Source organism: Luteibacter sp. HA06, from assembly GCF_054061215.1.
Genome location: NZ_JBSSDZ010000001.1, coordinates 2,025,113 through 2,047,842, shown reverse-complemented (window position 1 = coordinate 2,047,842; position 22,730 = coordinate 2,025,113). Strand labels below are relative to the sequence as shown.

General features: G+C 62.4%; 14 protein-coding genes. 6 read left to right on the top strand and 8 right to left on the bottom strand.

All coding sequences use genetic code 11. The features are described 5' to 3' along the window. Positions 1–56: 56 nt before the first annotated feature. The 5 genes from ACVWWJ_RS09355 to ACVWWJ_RS09335 all read right to left on the bottom strand — a co-directional run bounded on the left by ACVWWJ_RS09355 (position 57) and on the right by ACVWWJ_RS09335 (position 9,767). Complete coding sequence (locus tag ACVWWJ_RS09355; RefSeq protein WP_456967550.1) at positions 57–5,627, bottom strand: DUF3320 domain-containing protein; 5,571 nt, start codon at positions 5,625–5,627, stop codon at positions 57–59. An 83-nt stretch (positions 5,628–5,710) separates the two neighbouring features. Then, positions 5,711–7,504: a DNA recombination protein RmuC gene (rmuC, locus tag ACVWWJ_RS09350; protein WP_456967549.1), complete on the bottom strand. Its 1,794-nt coding sequence runs from the start codon at positions 7,502–7,504 to the stop codon at positions 5,711–5,713. 339 nt (positions 7,505–7,843) lie between these two features. Beyond that, complete coding sequence (locus ACVWWJ_RS09345; protein ID WP_456967548.1) at positions 7,844–8,071, bottom strand: hypothetical protein; 228 nt, start codon at positions 8,069–8,071, stop codon at positions 7,844–7,846. 70 nt (positions 8,072–8,141) lie between these two features. Further along, positions 8,142–9,116, bottom strand: coding sequence for an alpha/beta hydrolase (locus ACVWWJ_RS09340; RefSeq protein WP_456967547.1), 975 nt, complete (start codon positions 9,114–9,116; stop codon positions 8,142–8,144). 207 nt (positions 9,117–9,323) lie between these two features. Continuing rightward, on the bottom strand, positions 9,324–9,767 hold the full coding sequence (locus ACVWWJ_RS09335) for a hypothetical protein (RefSeq protein WP_456967546.1): 444 nt from the start codon (positions 9,765–9,767) through the stop codon (positions 9,324–9,326). A 655-nt stretch (positions 9,768–10,422) separates the two neighbouring features. Here ACVWWJ_RS09335 and ACVWWJ_RS09330 point away from each other — a divergent pair. After that, entirely contained in the window at positions 10,423–12,714 is a 2,292-nt protein-coding gene (locus ACVWWJ_RS09330) for a diguanylate cyclase domain-containing protein (protein ID WP_456967545.1), read from the top strand. 118 nt (positions 12,715–12,832) lie between these two features. Here the strand turns inward: ACVWWJ_RS09330 and ACVWWJ_RS09325 are convergent, their stop codons facing one another. Both ACVWWJ_RS09325 and ACVWWJ_RS09320 read right to left on the bottom strand, forming a co-directional pair. Then, the gene (locus ACVWWJ_RS09325) at positions 12,833–13,792 is read right to left on the bottom strand and encodes an alpha/beta hydrolase (RefSeq protein ID WP_456967544.1); all 960 of its coding nucleotides are present in this window, start codon (positions 13,790–13,792) and stop codon (positions 12,833–12,835) included. 169 nt (positions 13,793–13,961) lie between these two features. Further along, positions 13,962–14,345 (bottom strand): N-acetyltransferase family protein, encoded by a 384-nt coding sequence (locus tag ACVWWJ_RS09320; RefSeq protein ID WP_456967543.1) that lies wholly within the window; start codon positions 14,343–14,345, stop codon positions 13,962–13,964. A gap of 386 nt (positions 14,346–14,731) precedes the next feature. Here ACVWWJ_RS09320 and ACVWWJ_RS09315 point away from each other — a divergent pair, with 386 nt between their 5' ends. The 5 genes from ACVWWJ_RS09315 (at position 14,732) to ACVWWJ_RS09295 (ending at position 21,114) form a co-directional block, all read left to right on the top strand. Beyond that, positions 14,732–15,886 carry a thiolase family protein gene (locus ACVWWJ_RS09315; RefSeq protein WP_456967542.1) on the top strand — a complete coding sequence of 385 codons (1,155 nt, stop codon included), beginning with the start codon at positions 14,732–14,734 and terminating at the stop codon, positions 15,884–15,886. A gap of 68 nt (positions 15,887–15,954) precedes the next feature. Continuing rightward, positions 15,955–16,887 (top strand): ketopantoate reductase family protein, encoded by a 933-nt coding sequence (locus ACVWWJ_RS09310; RefSeq protein ID WP_456967541.1) that lies wholly within the window; start codon positions 15,955–15,957, stop codon positions 16,885–16,887. Between the two features lie 166 nt (positions 16,888–17,053). Further along, a complete protein-coding gene (locus ACVWWJ_RS09305) occupies positions 17,054–18,676 on the top strand; it encodes a hypothetical protein (protein ID WP_456967540.1) in 1,623 nt (540 codons plus the stop codon). A gap of 130 nt (positions 18,677–18,806) precedes the next feature. Beyond that, positions 18,807–20,432 (top strand): hypothetical protein, encoded by a 1,626-nt coding sequence (locus tag ACVWWJ_RS09300; RefSeq protein WP_456967539.1) that lies wholly within the window; start codon positions 18,807–18,809, stop codon positions 20,430–20,432. Positions 20,433–20,613: 181 nt separating this feature from the next. Further along, a complete protein-coding gene (locus ACVWWJ_RS09295; protein ID WP_456967538.1) occupies positions 20,614–21,114 on the top strand; it encodes a DUF302 domain-containing protein in 501 nt (166 codons plus the stop codon). A gap of 904 nt (positions 21,115–22,018) precedes the next feature. Here the strand turns inward: ACVWWJ_RS09295 and ACVWWJ_RS09290 are convergent. Next, on the bottom strand, positions 22,019–22,708 hold the full coding sequence (locus ACVWWJ_RS09290) for a dienelactone hydrolase family protein (protein WP_456967537.1): 690 nt from the start codon (positions 22,706–22,708) through the stop codon (positions 22,019–22,021). Positions 22,709–22,730: the final 22 nt, after the last annotated feature.

Genomic DNA, 22,730 nt, shown 5'->3' with positions numbered 1-22,730 from the left:
CACCCCGCCGTGTGACATTCTTCGCCCATTGTGGTCGTGCGGGTCGTGCGGGTCCCCTACGGAGACGCGATGGTCAACAGGCCTGCGTCCGCCGCCAGACGACCACTGGACACTGCTCCGTCCACCACACCGCCGATACGCTCCCTGACCTGGGCTGAAATCGCGCGGATGCCCATGGCGCGGGCCACACGCTCAACGACCTGGTCACGACTCGCACCGAAGTTGCGCTCGACGACCAGCAAGACAGCTTCAACCAGTTCGGCTTCCGGCAGATATTCGGCTTTTCGCAGGGCGACGGACGCGACCTCCGACCGGTCACGGGGAATGATGGTTGCACCGGGCATCGACAGCCACACGCCGTCTTGCTCGATGTAGCGCTGCCTTACTGCAACGTCAATGGCCTTTTCCACGGCAATCTGGATGCGGCTGCCGGCACGCTTGGCGCCCCAGGCATCGCGAATGCGGGAGACAACCTCGTCGGTGTGCACAGGTCCCTCGGTGGTGACGACGTCCACAGCAAGCTGAGTGAGGATTCCGGTGGGTATCTCGTGAATCTCCTCGGTGCGATGCATCGGCCGTCGCGGACTCGCCTCAACATACATGGCAAAAGCAAAGTCGCCGTCCTCCGCCCTTTCCTCGCGCTCGACGACGGCTGCAGCTGCTGCGAGCTCGGATGCGACGGCTTCTTCAGCGGCGTGCTCGTCGAAGGAAGCGCGTGCCGCATCAATCTGCCGACAGACGAGGTCGAGTTGCTCTTGCGGGCGCTGGAACCAGTCGGTACTCCAGATGCGGTGGAGGTTCCATCCGTGGTCTTCGAGCACCTGCTGGCGCAAGCGGTCGCGGTCACGGGCGGACTGCGCGCTGTGATACGAAGCGCCATCGCACTCAATGCCAAGGAGAAACCGGCCGGGGCGCTCGGGGTCGGTGATGGCCAAATCGATGAAGAAGCCCGCGAGACCGACCTGTCGGTGGACCTCATAACCGCGCTCTTCAAGGGCGGTTGCAACCTGCTCTTCAAACACGGAATCAAAATCACGGCCCGAGACGGCGGCAGTGTCGAGCTTTCCGGTTCGCGCGTATCGGAGAAAGATGCGGAACGCCTCGATACCCTTGCGATTGGCGGAGAACGACGGGTCAATGTTTTCATCCGTCATCGAGGAAAACACCTCGCATCGCTGCTTGGCGCGGCTGATGAGCACGTTGAGGCGCCGCTCACCCCCTTCGTTGTTGAGGGGGCCAAAGCGCATTGGCACCTTTCCGCCGGGTACCGTGGGGCCGTAGCCGACCGAGATGAAGATGACATCGCGCTCGTCGCCCTGGACATTTTCGAGGTTCTTGATGAAGAACGGTTCGCTGTTGCGGCGGTTGAAGAACGCTTCGGTTTCAGGCGGCAAGGTGCGGCGCAAGACTTCGAGCTCATCGTTGATGGCACGGCTTTGTGTTGCCGAGAACGCTGCCACGCCAAGAGACAGCTTCGGATGGAGCCGCGCGTGCTCGACGATGGCTTCAGCGACCATCCGTGCCTCTGGGGCGTTGACGCTCTTGACCGGCGTCCCAAACACACCATCCCGGACATGATGGAACCTCAGCCCCCGTCCCCCTTCCTGCGTCCAGGGGCTCGGCACGATGAAGAGCTTGTTTTCATAAAACTGCCGGTTGCTCACGGCAATCAACGACTGGTGCCGGCTGCGGTAATGCCAGCGAAGCATGCGCATGGGCAGACCGCGCGCGGTAAACAGGCCAAGGATGCTTTCGACGTCACCCACCTTGGTCGGCTCGTCTTCGTCGACTTCCTCGTCGCCGCTGGTCATCTTGGCGAAGAAGTTCGTCGGCGGCAGCTGCCGGGGGTCGCCGACCACGACGACCTGTTTCGCGCGGGCCACAGCACCCAGGGCGTCAACGGGCTGGATCTGGCTTGCCTCATCCATGACGAGCAGGTCGAACTCCATCGCCCCAGGCGGGAGGAACTGGGCGACCGACAACGGGCTCATCATGAAAACGGGTTTGAGCGCAGTCAGCGCCGGCCCCGCTCGCTCGACAAGCTTTCGCAACGCCATGTGGCCTTTTTTCTTCTGGATTTCACCACGCAGCACGCCGAGCGGTCCGACCGAGCCACTGTCGCGCCGGGGAACGTTCTGATGGTGGGCACGGACGACCTCCCCGGATGCGGCGACAATTCGCTGGCGGTCAAGGTCGGCGAACTCGCGGACAAGGTGGCCGTGCGCCACTCCGTCGAACCGACCCAAAGCGGGCTCTGCCTTGAGCACACGGCGGTATTGCCCCTCAAAGTAGGCAAACTCAAAGGCGGCAACCGCAGCGTTGGCCGCAAGACGCCCATCGGCAAGGCGGGCGACCACGTCCCCGCATCCTTCGGCAATGGCCCTTGCCGCGCGGTCGCGGTAAGTCACCCAGCGATGAAGCTCTTCTTGCTCGGCTACCCAACGCGACAGACGCCAGCCCAGGGTGTCGAGATGCACGTCATGAATGACGTCGGCACCAACGCTCGCCAACAAATCGAGATCAAGCTCGTCTGCAATCGCGCGGAACGCGGCGTTTAGGTGTGTAACCGACGCGTCGAGAACCCTGGCACGCGGGATGAGCGCCGAACGCTCAATGACACGACCTGCGAGCGCGCGGATGTCGCCATTGGCGTGCACCCAGGCGGCCGCCACCGATAGCGCGTCCCAGTCGCTGTCAAGACCGTTCCAGGCCGACCCGAACAGCGCACGGCCCAACATGTCTTTGTCTTGCAGTCGCTGCCTTGCGTTTCTCCCGGCGTCGAGCCGGTCAAAAATGGCGTTGACTGAACCCGCACTCGCCGGAGGCGCAGCAAGCAGGCGGCTTGCCACGGCCCAGGCATTGGTATGGCGCACAGCGAGTTGCAGCAGGGACTCCAAGTCGACCTGCTCCGGACCTGTTGCCTCACCGAAGACCTGCGCGGACCGGGAGAGGAAGTCGGCATGGACGCCGGAGAGGTCCGGAGCGAGCTGTGCGAGGAGCACGTTGACCTGTTTTGAGCGCTGGGCGACGTCTTCTTTTTCAGGACCACGGGAAGCAATGAGCCTGGGTTCTGCGCCGAGCCCGCGCAACGAGCGCATCCATTCGACGAGTGCAATCAGGGGCGCAGACGCGGACCGCTCCCCTTGCCAGTCACCGCCAAATGCCGCACGCGCAAAACTGTCGTCTACGCGCAAGATTCGACGTGCCTCCTGACCCCGGATGAGCGTGTCGAGGGAGGCGAGTGTCACAGGGAGGGGTTGCGCCGGGTTCGTCAGCACAGAGCGCATGAGCTTGTTGGCTGCCCGCCACTCTCCACTCAGGTACCGGAGCAAACCGGTGCCCTTCGCAGCAAGCACGGCGCGGGCCGACCCGACGTCGATGTCCCACGCCAGTTCCTGGATTTGACCGGCGAGCGAGCCACGGACGCCCTCGAGATCGGCGACCGTGTTGGCAATGCCACCGGCACGCTCGACGCCCCCCTCCCACAGTTCGGAAGCAAACGTCTCCGGACTCGCCGGTGGCGCGTTGGCGACCCGCTCGCCGATTTTGGCCATCCGGGAAAATTCGCTGGTCGTCGGCGAGCATTCGCGACCCAGGGCGTGCGACAGGCCCTTGGCCGCCTGGACCAGTCCCGGAATTGCGTCGCGGACCGACGCGAGGCGTTCGATGGCAGCCGCATCGAATGCTTCGGGCAAGCCGGCGAGCGCCTGCTGCGCTTCCCGGATGTCCTCATCCCAGGCGCCCGGGGCGACTTCCGCAGACAGGGCCTGGCGCAAGGCGGCAAAGCGGTGGCCGTCGCCAAGAAGGGCATCGACAGCCGATGCCTCAGTCCAGGCGTCACGGGCCATGGCCTCAGCGTCGAGCACGGGGGCAGCACTGACGCGCTGGGCGAGCACACTGAGGGGAGCAACATCATTGAGCCGAAGCGGCGCACCGGCTTCGAGCAGTGCGGCGGTTGCCGCCATGTGTTCGCGCGCGTGCTCGAGCTGGTCACGCAGCGCTTCGATGCGGACCACAAGCCGCTCGCGGTCGGTTGGCGCCATCGCCTCGATGCCGACGCCGGTAAAGGCATGGTCGTCCGGCTTGCCGATGATGTCGATGCGGGCAACGAGGTCGTTCAGGAGAGCGTGACGCCGTTCGAACCCATCCGGACCGCAACCATCGATGCCCTGGAGTGCCACATCATTGGGCATCACGCCGGCCTGCCGCAAGCGGGAGAGGTGGCCCATCACCTGGAAGGGCGAGAGGCCGGACGCGGGGTCGACACTGTGGAGCCTGGATACGTGCGCGTTGAGTTCGTCCCTTGCTTCGGTCAGACGGGAAATCAGAGTCCCGGTCGGTGCTGCCTTGGGTGCGCCCAGTTCCCAGGTGCGGCGCAGCTCTTCGAGCACGGCCCGCTTGTTGGCCTTGTTGCTGTGGAGTTCGAGGCAGGCGTCGCCCACACCTTTCTCATCAAGGCGCCGCTTGACGACTTCCAGTGCTGCCATCTTCTCGGCGACGAACAGCACGGTCTTCCCGTCCTTGATGGCGGAGGCAATGACGTTGGCGATGGTCTGGCTTTTTCCGGTGCCGGGAGGGCCCTGGATGACCATGTCGCGGCCACGGCGCACTTCACGGATGGCAATGGCTTGCGAGCTGTCGCAATCGAGAATATGGAGCATGTCGGCCGGCGGAATGACCGGGTCGATGTTTGCCCCTTCGTCGAGCATCCCTTCACCGCCGGGGAACCCGTCGGACAACAACCCCTTGACGAGGGCACGGTCGACAATGGTGTTGCCCTTGGGCCAGATGGCAGGGTCGAGGTCGCGGTACATCAAGAACTTGGCAAACGAGAAAAAGCCGACCGTCATCTCGTCGGCAAGCACTTCCCAGCCCTGCTTTTCCGACACGGTTTGTGCGACGTCAGCGCAGTACGCATCGATGTCAAAGGCGTCGGTCGCGTCGAACACCGGCATGCGGAGCTTGTGGACACGGTCGAGGTACGCTTCAAGTGAGAGGTTGGACGCCACATCTTCCATTCGGGCCTTCAGCCGAAACCGCTCGCCGGCGGCGCCACGACTGAGCTCAACCGGGATGAGGACCAGGGGGGCGTAGCGGACGTTCGTTGCCTTGTTCGGGTCAACCCATTTCAAGGCACCGAGCGTGGCATAGAGAACGTTGACGCCCTGCTCTTCTTCAAGCGTCTTTGAATTGAGGTACAACTCGAGCAGTCTTTTTTGCAGGCCCTTGCCCGTGAGCCGTGTCTGGAGTTTGGTGTCGGTGTGCCGCAACAGCACGCCACGCTCGTCCGTGCCGTCGTCGTCGGGCTGCGCAAGCTGGTCGATTTCGTCGGGCTCGTCGCCTGCTGCCTCCTCTGCCTCCGCGTCCTCTTCAACACCTTCTCCCGCCGCGGCTTTGCCAGCAAGGAAGGTGAACGCCTTGTTTTCGCGAACCAGCAGTCGGTAAACCTCCGCAGCCTTCTCATCAATGACCGCGATGGCCATCGACTTGCTGGTCCTTGGCATATTCAGCAGACGGTTCCGGGCCGACAAGTCGAGCAACTGTGTACGGGCGCGTTCGAGCTTCTCTGCATTGGGAAGCGAGCTTTGGAAAATCAATGCGTCGGTAACTTCGGTGACGGGTTCCATGTTCAATCCCCTTCGCGGATGGTTTCCATCCGACGCTGGCCCAGTGGGCCTTTGATGTTGGCTGGCGGCGAGATGCCGTTCGCTTAGACGTTGCTTGACGCTTCGGTCCCGTCTTCGGCGCCGTCGGTAGCGAGAGCCAACGCAATCTCCGCGCCCCCGGACACCGGAAGCAGTTCTTCCCGCCGGCTCTTCTTTGGCCGGGCGCCGGCGGCAACCAGCCTCTGCGCGCGGGAGACCACGGACTGGTTTGATTCGTTGAGGCGGTTTTTGGCTTTTGAGTACGCCTCGCCCGTTTGCCGAAGACGCGTCTCGATGGCGTCGAAGTCATCCATGAAGGCGCCCAGCGCGTCGAGCAGCTTGGTCGCTTCTTCGTTGATGACGCCCACCTGGCGTTGAATCCGGTCTCGCGTCCAGAGCCGTTCAACCACGCGCAGCATGGCCATGAGCGTGTTGGGTGATGCAAACACCACCTTTTTTGCAAAAGCTTCGGTCTGCAGGTCGGGGTTGACAGAGAGCGCCGCCGACAGGGCCCCCTCGATGGGCACGAACAAGATGGTCAAGTCCAGCGCATCGGCACCGAGCACCTTCGGATAATTCTTGTCTGACAGTTCGCGCATGTGAGCGCGAAGGGCCGCCGCATGCCGAATTAGGCCTTCCTGGTGCCCTTCGGGCGTCTGGGCATCTTGTGCTTCCGTCCAGGCAACGAAGTTCATCTTCGAGTCGACCACGACGCGGCGCCCGTCGGGTAGGTTCACCACCACGTCCGGATACTTCCGCTGGTTGGTGTCCTCGTCGACCGTGTGCATCTGGGTGACGTAGTTCTTGCCCTCTTCAAGACCAGAGCCTTTGAGCACCGTCTCCAAAATAAGCTCACCCCAGTCACCGCGCGTTTTTGCATTTCCCTTGAGCGCGCGGGTCAGCGCCTCGGCGGCGGTGGCCATGTTCTGGTTGAGGCCCTTCAGTTCGCCGATGGTGCCCACGAGCTGCGCATGCTCCTTGGCCTGGTCGGTCCCCAGTTGCTCGACCTTGGCCTGGAACGAGGTGACCTTCTCGGCGAAGGGCTTCAGTGTTGCCTCTAGGCTCACCTTTGACACCTCGGAACTTGCCTGGATGCGCTGGTCGAGCAGCAGGGATTTCTCGTCGAACACCTTGCTTGCCGCTTCGGTAAACGCCGTCCGCATCTCGGCTTGAGCCCTGGCGAGGAAGGCCTTGGTATCGACGACCGCCTCCCTCGTGGCATCGCGCTCGGATGCGGCTGTCGCGTGGTCGGCGCGCATTTGCTGGAACCGGGCCGACAACAACCGAAGCTCTTCCCGCGCGGCATCTCGCTCGATGGACAGCTGGGCCGCTTCCTGCGTTTTGGACGCGAGGTTGGCCTCCGCCACCGCCGCGACTTGCCGGATCCCGTCGACTGTGCGTGTCGTCTCGTCGCGTGCGGCCCGCGATGCGTCGCGTTCTTGCCGGATACGCGTAACCTCGCTCGCCCTGGACTCGGACGTCGCGTTGGCTGTTGCAAGTTCTCGCTGCAAGCGTCCGACTGCTTCCCGAAGTGCAGAACTGTCGCCGTCGCGGGCGACAATGCCTGCTTCCAGCCTCAGCACCGTGCCAGCCGCCTCGTTCGCGCGAGCTACGAGCCCGGCTTCTCTTGCCGCAGCAGCGGAAACGTCAGCGGTCAGGGCTTCGGCGCGGGATTCTGCCCGAGTAGCGCGGTCTTGCGCATCGGGAAAACGACTCGCGTCCGCCAGCGCCAGCTCCAGACGAGCCTGGAGCTGGCGCTGTGCCGCGCTGGCTCCCGCCCGAACGATGACCACAATCGCCGCTGCAATGACGCCCACTCCCGCTAAAAGAGCCCAACCCCAACCCGGCATCGTTTCCATTGCATCTCTCCCTGACTTCTAGGATGGGAATCATATCAACGGACGTAGTCGTCCGGCTAAGCCGGGTTAACGTTTAGCCAGCAAGTCCTTGCAAGCGAGAAAGCTCCACTGGCCAACCCTGCCGGTTCGACATGAATCCTTCACCGCTGCTTCGGCCGGCGACCTTCGGGTCGTTAAAGAAGAATGGGCGCTGCGAGGGCGAACCCGACCCGGCCGAGTTCAAAGTGTTCGGCGAGCAGCGCTTTCTGTGTATCAATCAAGGAGCCGTCCGTAACGACAAACACCGGAAAGGGAAGGTCTCTCAACGCGAGCGATTCAACTACAGCACGGATTCAGTCATCATCCGGCGACAGCAAGGTCGAAAAGAAGACAAATTCGCTCTTCATGGCTGGCATCAGGCAAGGCGCGTAGCGGCGCCTCACCGAACCCGGCGCGTGACCTGCATTCGGCAATGCCGACACGACGTCCCAGCCTGAGGACCATGTCGATGTCGGTCTTCAACGTTTCGCCTTCGAATACCTCGAGGTTTGACCAGACGACCCCGTACCTGGTCCTGGGGAAGTTCACCAAAAGGAACGTCGTCAACTGGCCCTGGTCTAACGCCCTTCCTTGTCTTTTGGCGGACTGTCGACTTACTTCACGGGGAAGCCAGGGCGCCTGAAGGATCGGCAAGGAGAAATCGAAGCACCGGGTTAAGCGCCGACCAGGGCACTGTATTGTGAGTGTCCCCCTCGAATATCCGCATCTGCAGACGCTGCGGCGTTTTTTTGAAATATGGGCTCACGTCGCTCGCGAAGTCGCGTACGTTTTCGACCATGCGGGCGTACTTCACCTCGGCAGCAAACTTTGTCTGATCGACAGGCCATTTTGACAAGGCTGACGTGTACTCACCCTCCTCGCCGCCCACACCGATGAACAGAAACGGTAGATTCCCTTCTGTCGCGCCGCGCTGAAGGCCTTCAAGCTCGCCAAACACCGAGCGATTGCTCCTCCATAATGCGGGGCTTACCGCAACGTAGGCGCTGAACGATTCGGGGAATTTCAGCATCGTGTGGATAACAAACTGACCGCCCAGCGACCAGCCGAAGATGGCTTGGCGTGTGCGATCTACCCTTGCCATTTTTTCAACCATCGGCTTGACCTCTTCTTCAATCACCCGGCGAAACTTTTCGTATCCGCCAAACCGGGGATGATCACCCAGGTCGACGATGATCGATTTTTCGTAATCGGTCAGGTCCGCATAAGTAAAGTCGTAAGTACGACCAGCGCTCAGCTTACCCTCACCGCTCTCGATGCCGACAACGATGGCCGGCTTGATGTCGCGGGCCTGGGACTCGTTGCGGACCGCACCTGCGAAAGTCCCGAAGAGTATGTTTCCGTCTAGGACGTAAACGACCGGGAAGCCCGCATCGGGCGCTTTGGCGGCGGGTAGGAAAACCTTTATCCGATATGCCTCGCCGTTGATTTTGGAAACAAGCTCGGACGACGTGGTTCGCTCAACGGTCGCCTCGGGGGCATCCACCGGTCGAGCGGCGACGTCGCCGGGGTGCACCGGAGCAGCAACACATGCGGCAAGGGCCAAAACAAGCACAGGGATGGTAACGAACTTCATGGGTGTCTTTCCATTGAACCGAGGGCTTCGTCAACGATCTCATAGCATGCGACGCAAGCGCGACTCTTGTAGATACCTCAAACGAGGTATCTACGGCCTAACGACTCTGAGCGTGACGACGACCACGGAATCTTTCCATTCGGCGTATTTACAAGCCCTGCCGAGGGATCCGGATGCGCATCTCAGCCAACAGTTCCGACATCCCAATCAGCCATCGATGCGGATGGGCCCGACGCGCACGCGTACGTCCTTTCGACAGCCGGCGGATGGTTCGACACCGTCTTGCTCCGCATGGGCGAACAGCGCTTCGCGGGCGGCCACCGAACCCAAACAGGCGAGCAGGCTCCGGCCCTCTGTCTGTCCCAGCCTCCTGCTTCGCTCGCGGATCCGACCGCCTGACTGGCCTGCGAAAACGTTGCCGATCTCCTGACCCATTGTGTGATGCCGCGCTGTCAAGCCGTTGCGTCGGGAAGATAGCCGCACTCTCGCGCATCCTATCGACAATGCAAGGCTGACTGCGAAGACATCAGCGGTGAGCTGGCGTCTGTGCGGGTCCCAGCGCTCGTCATTGCCGGCGGCGGCGACAAGGTCGATCCAGTTGGCGCGCACAAGAGCGAGTTGCTGCCCCGTGTGGCGGATGTTGAGTTCCATGTGCTGCCGCATCGGCCACCTTGTCCCCCTCCAGGCACCCGCGGAAGTGGCGGAGCTCGTGTCGACATTTCTCGATCAGCGCATCTACACCTGACGCTGCCCGACGGCCGAATGTAGAGGACGGCCCTGCTGCCCTCTACATTCGGCCGGGCATCGGCGTTCCCGGACGCCATTGCGGGGTCCGTCGTGGCAGTCCGGTAAAAGCGGGCCGAGACCCGGAGCCGTGCGACCAATCCGGTGCCCCGTAGATCAATGGCCAGACCCAGCCGCACGCTTGCGTCTACCGACCGAGTCTGGCCAGACCACGATTCTCAAACCGGGCGACGATGGCGACAGCGCACGCTGTTTTGCGCGACGCAGGCTGACCAGTGCGTGCACCTTCGGGTCCCTACCCAGGCGGAGGTCCCAGCAGTGCAACGCATCGCGCAAACCGGTTCCACACATCAAAAAGATCGCCCCCCGTTTTGTCCGGCGAGAAACGTTGAGTCCCCGTTGGCGACGTGTCCTGGTTGAAAGCCAACCACCTCAACCGGGTTATCGCAACCTTTGAGGGATTGGGATATCGTCCGTCATACCACCATCCGACAGCCGGATACGGTCCGGCACAACCCCGGCCCGGTCGAAGATACGGCGAACTTGCCCGCAGAAGACGTTGATGCCCCAAGCGCGCCACAGAGACATCTCCAAACTAGTCGACCGGAACACACGGGCATCCGTAGCGCTCGTCGTCGTACTGCTGATTGCATGGATCTCGACGGTTGCCGGCGTGTTGGAGGTGCAGGCGGAAATCGCCAAGCGCCACGCCATCATGCTCGACGCCAGGGACGTCGCCCGACAGGGCCAGTTAATGAGAATAGCCGTCTCCGGACCAACGCCGGAAAACGACGCCGCGTCCCTTCACGGGTTGAAACTGGCGACCAAGCGGGCCCAGGCATCGGTCGATGCCATCGCCGCGTCGGCAGACAGCCCCAAGGAACGGGTGTTGGCGAAGGCTCTCAGTAGTGCGCTTGCAGCGCACAGGACGGAGACGTTCCCCCGTGAGCGCAGCGCTGCGCCCCCCTTGCGCGAGGCGCATGGTAACCCGGACTTCGGCAGCGACGACCGGCTCGACCTCCTTTCGAAGGCTTCTGACGACCTCACCGAGCTGGAGGACGCTGAGCTGGGCGTATTGCAGCGAAACGAGAACCTCGTGCTTGTCGTTTCTGCCCTCCTTCTACTGGTCTTGAGCGCATGGTCGCTCGGGACATTCCGGCGGTCGCGGGCTGCGACAGCAAGCCTCCTTGCAAGCCTCGAAGACAGCTTTATCGAAATTGACCACAGGCGGGCCGAACTGCAGGCGTTTACGGACGCTGCACCGATGGCGGTTTTCCATGCCGACGCTCACGGTGTCTTCCGATGGCTCAATGCCAAGGCGTCGGCGTGGGTCGACGGACGCTTGGGCGATGACGCCGTTCTTTTCATTCGCGATGGCGTCGCTGCCGACGACCGGGAACGCGTTTTCAACGCCTGGGCGCGCCTCGTTGCCAGCGGCGAGCGCTTCGAACACGATTTCCGCTTCCTCAAGCCGGACGGCGAAACAGCCTGGATTCGCGCCTCGGCATCGGCTGTTGTCGTGGCCGGCCGAATCACCGGTTTTGTCGCGGTGGCCCAGGACGTGACGACATCAAGGCGCCTCCAGGACGAGCTCGCGCAGTCGAGAATGCGCATGCGCCGCATGGCCGATGGCGTCCCCGCACTGATGGCCAGACTCGATGAAACCGAGACGTACCGGTTTGTAAACGGAACCTACCGGGCCTGGTTTGGCAATGGCGCACCCCGCATTGGCACGACACTCCGGCAGTTTCTGGGGGAGGAAACCTACGCCCTCTTCTCCCCTGTCCTGGCCCGGGTTCGCAAGGGCGAAGCCGTCCGGTTCGAGATGCGCCATCTGAGCCTGCACGGGCGTCATTTTGTCGGGGACGTTTCGTATACCCCCGACCGGGACGACGCGGGACGCGTCTGTGGAATGTACGTGCTGGTCAACGACATCAGCGAACGCAAGGAACTAGAAAAAGGTTTGTTTGCTGCCAAGGAGCTGGCTCAGGTTACCCTCGAATCCATCACCGATGCCGTCCTGACCACTGACCGTTCCGGAGCGGTGACGTTTCTCAACCGCCGCGCGGAAGCGCTGCTGGACCGGACGGCGATACGGGCGCGAGGTTTGCCCATCGACACCGTCGTGGCTCTGCACGACCCTGACGGCCAGCGAAGCCAGACCTCACTGATTCGCGCCATTTATGAAGAGCGGGTGGTCGACACGCTCCAGCCGCGACACCTCGTGCTCGACAGTGGCGAAAAGGTTGACGTGGAGGTCGTGGCGGCGCCGATACGCGACCGCGACGGCGAAGTGGTGGGTGGCGTCCTTGTCTTGCGCGATGTCTCCATCGCACGCGCTGTGGCCGACCGAATGCGACAGCTCGCCGAATCGGACGCATTGACAGGGCTGCCCAACCGGCTCGTGTTTGAACAGCGTCTCAGGGCACTCCTAGCGGCCCTCGCGCCTGAGGAAAGTCTCGCGGTCTTGTACATGGACCTTGACGGTTTCAAATCCGTCAACGATGAGCATGGGCATGGCGCAGGTGACGAACTGTTGCGGGAGTTTGCGAGCCGCCTTGCAGCCCTGGCTGGTCCGGCCGATACCATCTGCAGGTTGGGCGGGGATGAGTTCGTCGCCCTGCTGGTACCGCCGGTGTCCTTGCGGGAGGCTGTGGTTCGGGCCGAAAGCTTTGTCGGCGCGGCGGCGCGCCCGTTTGCATGGCAGGGTCAAAGGTTATCGGTGACGCTCAGTGTGGGCGTCGCCCAGGCACCTCACCATGGGACCGATGCGCACACGCTGGTCCGAAAGGCGGACGATGCCCTTTACGATGCAAAGCAGGCCGGGAAAAACCAGGTATACGTTGCCAGCTGAGCTGCAGGCAGCGCGCGCGGAAAAGTGCGTGCAACCCCTTCAAGTCCCGGGACCTGACCTTGCCAAGCCCCGGAAGATGTAAAACGGTCGGCCCACGCATGGCGGGCCGACAGGGTGCTTACTTGGGGTGGCCCGGCGGCAAGACAAACTGGAGGACCGGGTTGACGGCAGTCCATGACACCGTGTTGTGCGTTTCACCTTCGAAGATGCGCGACTCAAACGCCATGCCGTGGTCCTGGAACAGTGGCCGCATCAGCGCAGTGAAGTCCACCACGTTGCCAACCATGTGGGCGTAACGGGCCTCCTCGCGCAGTCTGCCCTGGTCAACGGGCCACTTGGCCATGCCCGCCGAGAGTTCCTCCTCAAGGCTGCCAACGCCGACAAAGAGGCTCACGCGTGTGCCGTTGGCCACCTTTTGCTCAAAAGCGGGAATTTCCTTGAGCACGGCCCTGTCGTTTCTCCAGATTGACGGGCTGAGCGCCACGTAGCAGGAAAAAAACTCCGGGTGGACGAGCATGGTGTGGACGACCACCTGACCGCCCAGCGACCAACCGAAAAGGGTCTCGTGCTTACGGTCGAGCGCGACGAGTTTTTGCACCCGCGGCTTGACTTCCTCCTGGATGGTGCGCATGAAGTTTTCATAGCCGCCAAACCGCGGTTTCGGCCCAAGGTCGACGACGATCTTTTTCTCGGTCTCGGACATGTCGGATGGCGTGAAGTCGAACGTTCGGTCGGCGTCGTTTTTCCCGGGACCCGCTTCAATGCCCACCACGACAGCCTGCTCGCGCTCCTGTGCCTGGGCCTCGTTCCACACCGCACTGGCAAACGTGCCAAACATCGTCGAGCCGTCCAGGAGATAGACCGCCGGGTATCCTCCCGCAGGCGCCTTGCCCTGCGGAATGTAGACCTTGACCCGGTACGACTCGTCGTTGAATTTTGAGACGAAGTCAAAGCTCCTTGTGTAATCGGTCGTCGCCTGGGCCGCCATGTCAGGCCCCTGGTACTCGTGGGCGTCTGTTGCGTGCGCAGCTGTTGACAGTCCCATTGCGGCGAGTGCCGCCAATGTCAGCAATTTCATGATTTTTCTGTTCGTCCAAGAGGGTTGGTATCAGTCGCGCAGGAAGGCCATCGGATCTGCGGCAACATGGTTTCACGGACCAACTCCCGGTCTTGTCGCAAAAGCGACGACTTCCGGGAACGCCAGTCCAACCTTTGGATGCAGGTCATCATCAAATGGTTGCAGCCGCTCAGGCTTTCACATGGATGTTTTTGACCAGGTGGTGGTAGCGTCCAGCGGCACACACGAAACGGTACCCGGCGCGTTCGTAGAGGCGGCGTGCCGGATTCCCCGGCAAGACGCCGAGCGAGAGGACTGAGAAACCCTGAGAGACCGCATGTGTTTCGAACCTGTGAAGCAGCGCATGCCCGACGCCCTGGCGCCGGGCACTCAGCTCGGTGTGAAGAGCTGCAAGGACAGCACTCTCCCCGTCCGCGTACCACAGGCAGTAGCCAGCTGCGGCGCCGTCGACCTCTGCCACGTGCAAGTGCGGGAGATTGTCTATCCATTTCCCCAGGCGCTTTTCCATGCTGGCGAACCAGCTCTCGAGCGCGTCTGGCTCATGGTCGACCATGTAAGCGTGTTCCCCCCGGAAGAGCAGCGGCAAGTCGCTGATGACTGCACCCCGCAAGGTCAACATGGGTGTCCCCGACCGTCAATCGCAGGCGAACTGGCAGCCCCGCGCGTGAGCGGAGTGCAACCTTGCGGGACACCCGTGCAGACTGCAACGCCTGTGGCCTCCAAAACGGAAATATCACATTTTTTGCCCATGGAATCCTGACAAACAGAGCGGGGCCCGGTATCCAGCCGATGCTGGCCGGCCCTTCGCACGAAGTGCGTCACAAGGGGTGGCGACGAGCGGCCTCACGCGCTGCCTGGTTGCGGCTGCGACAGGCAACCCCTTCCCCGGCGCCGCGTTGCGGAGTTAGCATGATGACAATCATTCTACAGGAAGCCGCCATGCGTACACCCGTCATTGCAGGTTATGTCCGTACCCCGTTTGCGTTTGCAAGGAAGGGTCCACTGGCGGCATCGCGGCCCGATGACCTTGCAGCAGCAACCCTGCGCGCGCTGGTCGACCGCGCAGGCCTCGACCCCGCCCTGGTCGAGGATGTCATCATGGGATGTGCGTATCCCGAGGGAACCCAAGGCGACAACGTGGCCCGGGTCGCGCTGCTGCTCGCCGGCTTTCCCATCACCGTGCCGGGCGCAACCGTCAACCGCTTTTGCGGATCGTCCATGTACACCATCCACACGGCCGCAGGCCAGATTGCGATGGGGGCGGGAGACGCGTTTGTTGCAGCGGGCGTCGAGAGCATGACGCAGGTGCCCCAGGGGGGCCTTCACTACTCACCCAATCCCCGGTTTGCCGAGACGCATGGCGACGGGCACGAAATCGATATCCGCGCCTACGTCACCATGGGCGAAACGGCCGAGAATGTCGCGAGCCGTTACAATATCAGTCGCGAAGATCAGGAAGTCTTCGCCCTCCACTCCCAGCAAAAAGCAGCAGCAGCCCAAGCCGACGGCAGGCTGGCTGCCGAGTTGACGCCGGTGACCCTGCAAGACGGCAGTGTCCTCGACGCCGATGCCTGCCTGCGTCCGCAGACCACCCTTGAGGGGCTTGCCGCGCTGAAACCTGTGTTCGGCGGGACCGTGACTGCGGGGACCGCATCCCCCCTGACCGACGGGGCGGCGGCGACACTGGTTACCTCTGAAGAATTTGCCCTGCGCCATGGCCTCCCCATTCTCGCGCGTATCGTTTCGACGGCTGTCGTCGGCGTCGAGCCGGAATACATGGGCATCGGTCCTGTGCAGGCGACGCGCAAAGCCCTTGAACGCGCAGGCCTGACTGCCCGCCAGCTCGACGTCATCGAGCTCAACGAGGCGTTTGCTTCCCAGTCGCTCGCCTGTATCCGGGAACTCGGCCTCGACATCGAGCGCGTCAACATCGACGGCGGCGCCATTGCACTGGGTCATCCGCTGGGAGCAACGGGTGCGCGCATCACGGGAAAGGCTGCGCAAATCCTGCATCGCACCGGCGGGCGGTATGCGCTTGCTACCCAGTGCATCGGCGGCGGTCAGGGCATCGCGACGGTGCTCGCCCGCTACTGAATCGCCTGACCCAGCCCCGGCGGTCAGCGCAGCCGCCGGGGCAACCGAGACGCGGCACAGGCCGATTCATGAAAATACTCGTGCTGGGCGCAGGCGGTATCGGCGGCTACTACGGCGCCCGGCTCATCGAAGCCGGCGCCGACGTTACGTTCCTCGTGCGTGAAGCAAGGCGGCGGCAGCTTGCCAGGGATGGCTTGCGTGTGCAAAGCCCGCTTGGCAGTTTCGCCGAGGCTGTCCACGCAGTGCCTGCCGTCCATAAACGCGATGACTTCGACCTCGTCATCCTCGCGTGCAAGGCCTACGACCTGCAAAGCGCCATCGACGCCGTTGCCCCAGCTCTGGCATCGGGCGCATCGGTTCTTCCCTTTATCAACGGGATCGGCGTTTATGACTGGCTCGACGGCGCGTTCGGGCGACGGCGTGTCCTGGGTGGTGTGGCGCATATTGAGACCGGTCTGTTCAGTGACGGTGTCATCCGCCACCTCGGCAGCCGGGATGCCCTCACCATCGGGGCACGCGCCACCGAATCTGCTGATATTGCCAAAGATGCCCACGCCCTGTTCGCCAGAACGCCAGGCGAACGACACTTGAGCGCGGTGATTGACCAGGCGCTGTGGGACAAGTGGACGTTGCTCGCAGCGGGCGCTGCTGCATGCTGCCTGATGCGCGGCACCTTGCAAGACATTCACCGAACAGACAACGGGCGTGCCCTTTTGCACCAGGCCTTCGAAGAATGTTGCCGCGTTGCCGAGGCAAGCGGCTTCGTGCCTGGACCGGACACACTCGGGTCATCCATTGCCTTTCTCATGGATCCCGATTCCGACTGGACGGCATCCATGATGCGCGACATTGCAAAGAATCGCCCACGCATCGAAGCAGATGCCATCGTGGGAGACATGGTAAAGCAGGCACAGCGTCTCGGTATTCCGGTGCCGCTTCTGGAAATCACCTTTATCCACCTGCAGGTGTACATGGCCCGCCATGTCCAGCACGCGCGATGAGCCAAGCAGTGATTCGCGGATGGAAAAACTGCGGCAGGGTGCTTGTGCAAAACCACATGGCTTATACATGACGGACGACTTTTATTGAGCCTTGCGACTACCGACGCGCGTCACAGTTGCTGCTGCGCGTGATGGCTATCTTGGCGCTTTCAAAGGAGACGCCAACGTGACCCGTCTGCGCTGCACCATCCTCGCTGCATGCCTTCTTTCGACCCTCTCCGCCCTCCCCGCCTATGCCCAGTCCGTATCCGACCCGTCAACCATCAAGGGGAAAGTCCTGGTCGGCTATCAGGGATGGTTCCGGTGCCCCGGGGACGGCAGCAACTGGAATTACTGGAGCCACTGGTCCGCCAACAACGCAGTGCCGGCAGCCGACACCGTCTCCGTTGACAACTACCCTGATGTGTCTGGCCTCGACCCCGCCTCTTTGTGCCCGGTCCCGGGCATGACCGTGCAGGGCAAGCAGGCTTACCTGTTTACGTCGTTTGCGCCACAGACGGAGGAAAGCCACTTTGCATGGATGCAAGAGTATGGCGTCGACGGCGTGATGTACGGCCGTTTCCTGACCGCAGTGGCGGGTGATGCACCGGATCACGAACGCATCGTCAAAAACATCATGAGCGCCGCCGAACACCACGGCCGCGTTTTTGCCATCGATTACGTGTTTGATCGCACCGGTCATACCGACGACGAGGTTCTCGCCCTGCTCAAGGCCGACTGGCAGTTTTTGGTCAACGACATCGGTGTGACCCGGAGCCCTTCCTACCTCAAAGAGGGTGGCAAGCCGGTGGTCGGCATCTGGGGGTTTGGCATGGACGGCGATGCCTTCATCAACCACCCTGCCCTTGCCCAGCAAATCATCGACTACCTGCACAACGAAGCGCATGTGGTCATCAAAGCAGGCGTCTCGCCGGGCTGGCGCACACCGGGGCAGTACGGCAGTGCGCCGGGCAGCGAGTGGCCTGCGCTGTACAAACAGCTCGACATCATCTCGCCCTGGACTGTCGGCCACTACAGCACCCTGACGGACGTTGATGGATGGCGCGATGGCAACATTGCTCCCGACATGGCGCTCACCACGGCCAACCACCAGCTGTACATGCCGGTGATTATTCCGGGGTCCTCAGACGCCAACGGCGACCACACGTCGAAGAAAAACGGCGTACCGCGGCTCGGTGGACAATTCATGTGGCGCCAGGCGTACAACGCCCGCAGTCTGGGCGCACCGATGGTGCAGATTGCCATGTTTGACGAAGTCAACGAGGGAACCGCCATCTTCAAGGTTGCACCCACGCGCGCCGAAGCGCCCGATCAGGGCTGGTGGCTCACGCTCGACGCCGATGGCTATCAGCTGCCGTCCGACTGGTATCTGCGTCTCGCTTACGAAATCAAGCGAGGCTATTCGTCCGGCGCCACCATGCCCGAGACTCTGCCCTCGACCCCCTGGATGAACACGGCGAAAAACTGTGGCGTCCTCGCGAGCGACGGGGTGATTGATGCAAACGGTGAAGTTGCTTCCTGTGACGGAAACACCGAACTCGTCATGCAAGGCGACGGCAACCTTGTCCTCTACGCCCGGCATGTTCCGGTCTGGGCCAGCAACACCTCCGGAAGCCTCGCACGGCAGGCCGTCATGCAAGCCGACGGCAACCTTCAGCTCAAGAGCGCTGGCGGGGCGGTCGTATGGCAATCGAACTCGAGCGGGCATGCCGGCGCGTTCGTCAGGGTGCAAGACGACGGTGTTGCATCCGTGGTCGACGCAAACGGCGTCATCGTGTCCACGCGCTGAGTCGCGAGCTACCTGGACAGGCTCTTTGCACCACTTTACCGGGGCGTCTGAGACGGTGCCCCTCACCCGCCCAAACAGCACCGCCGGCCACAGTGCCGTGGGGTGCAACCGGCAACCAACAGGAAGACCCATGTCCCGCTTCACCCGCAAGCTGATGGCCGCGACCCTGCTCGCCGCCCTGCCCGCCACCTCCGTTTTCGCCCAGTCCGTTTCCGATCCTTCCACCATCGAAGGCAAGGTCCTTGCCGGTTACCAGGGCTGGTTTCGCTGCGAGGGCGACGGGAGTCCGTACCACTGGAGCCACTGGACGGCGAACAACGTCGCTCCCACGCTGACCAACATCTCCGTCGATGCCTATCCCGATCTCACCGGCATGGACCCGTCGTCGCTGTGCGACGCCTCCCCGTTCACCATCGGCGGCAAGCCTGCGTCGCTGTTTACGTCGTTTGCGCTCCAGACGGAAGAAACGCATTTCGCCTGGATGCGTGAGTACGGAATTGACGGCGTTCTCGCGCAGCGCTTCCTCAGTGATGTCGGCGGCGCCGTAGCGGAAAACGAGAAGGTGCTTCGGAACATCATGACGGCCGCCGAGGACAACGGCCGGGTTTTTGCCGTCGAATACGACCTGACATCGTCGCGCAACAACCGCACAGACGACGAATTCATGGCCGCACTGGAAGCCGACTGGCTGCATCTGGTCAACGATGTGGGCGTGACCCGTTCCCGCGCATATCTCCAGCAAGGTGGCCGGCCTCTGGTGAGCGTCTGGGGCATTGGCATGAACAACCACAGTTACGTCGACAATGCCGATCTCGGCCAGCGCATCATCAGCTGGTTCCACGATGTCGCCCATGTCTCGGTGATGGCCGGCGTCTCCTCCGGCTGGACCACACCTGGCCAGCACGGCAGCGCCGATGGCGACGGGTGGCCAGCGGTCTACGCGCAATACGACGTTATCCAGCCATGGCCTATCGCCAAGTACAACGACAACGCCGGCGCCGATTCGTGGATGCAAGGCGAGCTGCTGCCCGACATGGCCGTCACACAGAAAAACCACCAGCTCTACATGCCGGTGATTTTTCCAGGCTCAGGCGACCACAACGGCAATCCCGGTTCACCCGAGAATCCGACTCCGCGGCTAGGCGGAACATTTTTGTGGCACCAGGCCTACAACGCGAAAACCGTCGGCGCACCTGCCATCAAGATTGCGATGTTCGACGAGGTCAACGAGAGCACGTCCATTTTCAAAGTCGCCTCCACCCGCAAGGAAGCACCGGACCAGGGCTACTGGCTGACCCTTGATGCGGATGGCTACCAGCTTCCTTCCGACTGGTACTTGCGCCTTGCGTATGAAATCAAACAGGCCTATCTGGGGACGACCCCCATGCCGGCAACCATGCCGGCCGCGCCCTGGATCGGGACGGCCCGCAACTGCGGCGTCCTCACCAGCGGGCAGACCATCGAGGCAAACGGTGAAGTGGCTTCCTGTGACGGACGCACCGAGCTCGTCATGCAAGGCGACGGGAATCTCGTGTTGTATGTCCGTCACACCCCGGTGTGGGCAACCAACACGGGAGGCACGGATGCAACGCAAGCGGTCATGCAGGCAAACGGCGACCTGCAAGTCAAAAGTGCCGGAGGAACCGTGCGCTGGGAATCGGGCACATCCGGGCATGCCGGCGCGTTCGTCCGGGTCCAGGATGACGGGGCAGCGTCGGTCGTGGATGCAAATGGCGTGATTACTTCGACGCATTGAGGCCGCGGCGGCCGCAGGTTACCGACGCAGCCTGTGGCCGCGCGCACACCGGTTGGACGGATGAAATCACAATCGCACGTGCCTTCACTTGTCGAAGTCAAATTCGCCCTTATTCTCCTGTTACATGACGCCCGACCTTTCATGGAGCGTTCCCCGCCAAACCTGTCACAGGATCTGTCCAATGCCCACGACCAAGATCACAAACACACCCGTCACACGCATCCGCGTGCAAACTGCCGCCACCTATGAAGAGGTTGTCGAAGCCATTTACGCCGACATTGGTCGCGAGCCGGTGCCCCTGGCAGAACTGACCGCAAAGTCAGGCTCATGGGACGAATTCGAAGCGACCATGACCAGCAAGCTCGGTCCGTCGGGCTTCATGATCTTCGGAAAATTTGATCACGGCGCGTGGGTCGAAAAGGCCGGCATCAAACAAGGCTCGCTTCGGGTCGTGCTTGGCAATCCGATGATTGCCATCACCTTGCTTCGCCACGGCATGGCCGCGGGTTTGTTTGTTCCCGTTGAGCTTCTGGTCCTCGAGGAGAAAGACTGCACCTCGATAACCTATCTCCAGCCGTCAACCTTGCTGGACTCGCCAAATGAAGCCCAGCTGCAAGCGGCGCAGGCACTTGATGCGAAGCTCGACGCGTTTGTCCAAAAGGTTGCCAACTCCAGGGCGTGATGCTCGTTGGCCCGCCGCCGCCGGCAAGCAGGTCCGGCGGCGCCGGGGCCCGCAACGCGCACCCGGAGCCTCGATGGAGAAAATGGTGGAGCGCAACTTCCACGGTGCGTTCGACCAGGAGCCTGCCAGTGCTGCCTGCCACACGGCTCTTGCGCCTGTCGCGTGATGCAGAAGGGCTGGTTGCGGTTTTGATTGCAGCAGGGGCGCGTTGCCCCGGGCGCGCTTCTTTTCTGGCCCACGCGGCCAAAGCGAGCAGGCTGGTGCTGAAGAGACGTCGCGCATTGTCACGTCGCGCAACATCCAGGCATGCTCCGCCGTTCGCCCCCTTCCCGTTACTCGATTACCAATGTTCCGCCTTCCAACTCTCGTGCCGGGATGACCCATGACGACGAAGACTTCCGGAATGGTGGAGCCATTTCCCCGCCTTCGGCACCAACGCGGTCTGTCGCCGTCATCGGTGCTTTCAGCGCCGCCTTGCCTGACCGGGCACCCCGGCGGGCCGACGCGCAGGAAGGGACAGGTGCCGTCCGGTGCCAGGTTCAGTCACACAGACAACGTATTACGGGAGGCGCTGCAACGGCTCACGCCGAGGCGCTTGCGCGGCTGACCGGACGGCATTCTGACTTTACGATGTCCCGCGGCCCCAAACTTGAACAAGGCGCAGCGCGTGTTCAAAAACGGACCTCAAAACATGCCCGGCTGCATTTCAGGACAAAACGCCTGCGTACCTTTCCCGAATAGACGGCCGCCCACGATGAGGCACCGCGTGCAACACCAACACCATTTCGGCGCCGCCCGGACGTGCTTGTCCAACGTCCGGGCGGGTACCTGTCCCCACATGCAGCATGCCTTGACCTTCACAGGCCGCGCCTCAGAAAACCACCCGTTCAGCCGTCGGCGGCCTTTAGGCGAGGTGGGTTTTCAGAAAGGCAATCGTTCGGGCATTGGCGGCCAGCGCGTCCGCCTCGTGGTAGTGGTCGCCACCGGGGCGAACGAACGCGTGATCGCGGCCCGCATAAACATGGACTGTGATCGACGGGTTCACGTCCGCAGCGTCGCGGATTGCCTTTTGCGCGTCGGCCGGGACGTACTCGTCGCCACCTGCCAGATGGATGAGCAATGGTGAACGAACATTACCGGCTTCACTGAGGTAATTCTGCGTGCCGCCCCCGTAGTATTCGACGGCAGCATCGACCTTGCCTCTCGCCGCCGTGAGGAATGTCATCAGGCCTCCAAGACAGAAACCCATCACCGCAACCTTGCCGTTTTTCGACAGCGCACGCGATGCGTCGACCGTTGCAATCACGTCAGCGGCGGTGCGGTCGAAGTCGAGGTCGCCGTAGATGGCAAACGCACGCTTTACATCGGCCTCATCGTGTGAGGACAACTGCAGTCCGCGCTCGGCGCGCCAGAAGAGATCCGGCGCGACGACCGTAAAGCCCTCGGCAACAAGCTCGGAGGCGATGTGCCGAATGCCGTCGTTGACCCCGAAGACTTCCTGCAACAACACGACCACTGGCGCACTAGTGGCAGCGGGAAACACGTATGCATCAAAGGTGCCGTCTTCAACAGTGACAGGGAGGACGTCTTTCATGAATAGGACCTCTGGTGGGATA

What these genes read in the sequence shown, in the direction of transcription:
- ACVWWJ_RS09355 (WP_456967550.1), bottom strand. Translation starts at nt 5,627, where the DNA reads ATGGAACCCGTCACCGAAGTTACCGACGCATTGATTTTCCAAAGCTCG.
- rmuC (WP_456967549.1), bottom strand. Translation starts at nt 7,504, where the DNA reads ATGGAAACGATGCCGGGTTGGGGTTGGGCTCTTTTAGCGGGAGTGGGC.
- ACVWWJ_RS09340 (WP_456967547.1), bottom strand. Translation starts at nt 9,116, where the DNA reads ATGAAGTTCGTTACCATCCCTGTGCTTGTTTTGGCCCTTGCCGCATGT.
- ACVWWJ_RS09335 (WP_456967546.1), bottom strand. Translation starts at nt 9,767, where the DNA reads ATGGAACTCAACATCCGCCACACGGGGCAGCAACTCGCTCTTGTGCGC.
- ACVWWJ_RS09330 (WP_456967545.1), top strand. Translation starts at nt 10,423, where the DNA reads ATGCCCCAAGCGCGCCACAGAGACATCTCCAAACTAGTCGACCGGAAC.
- ACVWWJ_RS09325 (WP_456967544.1), bottom strand. Translation starts at nt 13,792, where the DNA reads ATGAAATTGCTGACATTGGCGGCACTCGCCGCAATGGGACTGTCAACA.
- ACVWWJ_RS09320 (WP_456967543.1), bottom strand. Translation starts at nt 14,345, where the DNA reads ATGGTCGACCATGAGCCAGACGCGCTCGAGAGCTGGTTCGCCAGCATG.
- ACVWWJ_RS09315 (WP_456967542.1), top strand. Translation starts at nt 14,732, where the DNA reads ATGCGTACACCCGTCATTGCAGGTTATGTCCGTACCCCGTTTGCGTTT.
- ACVWWJ_RS09310 (WP_456967541.1), top strand. Translation starts at nt 15,955, where the DNA reads ATGAAAATACTCGTGCTGGGCGCAGGCGGTATCGGCGGCTACTACGGC.
- ACVWWJ_RS09300 (WP_456967539.1), top strand. Translation starts at nt 18,807, where the DNA reads ATGTCCCGCTTCACCCGCAAGCTGATGGCCGCGACCCTGCTCGCCGCC.
- ACVWWJ_RS09295 (WP_456967538.1), top strand. Translation starts at nt 20,614, where the DNA reads ATGCCCACGACCAAGATCACAAACACACCCGTCACACGCATCCGCGTG.
- ACVWWJ_RS09290 (WP_456967537.1), bottom strand. Translation starts at nt 22,708, where the DNA reads ATGAAAGACGTCCTCCCTGTCACTGTTGAAGACGGCACCTTTGATGCA.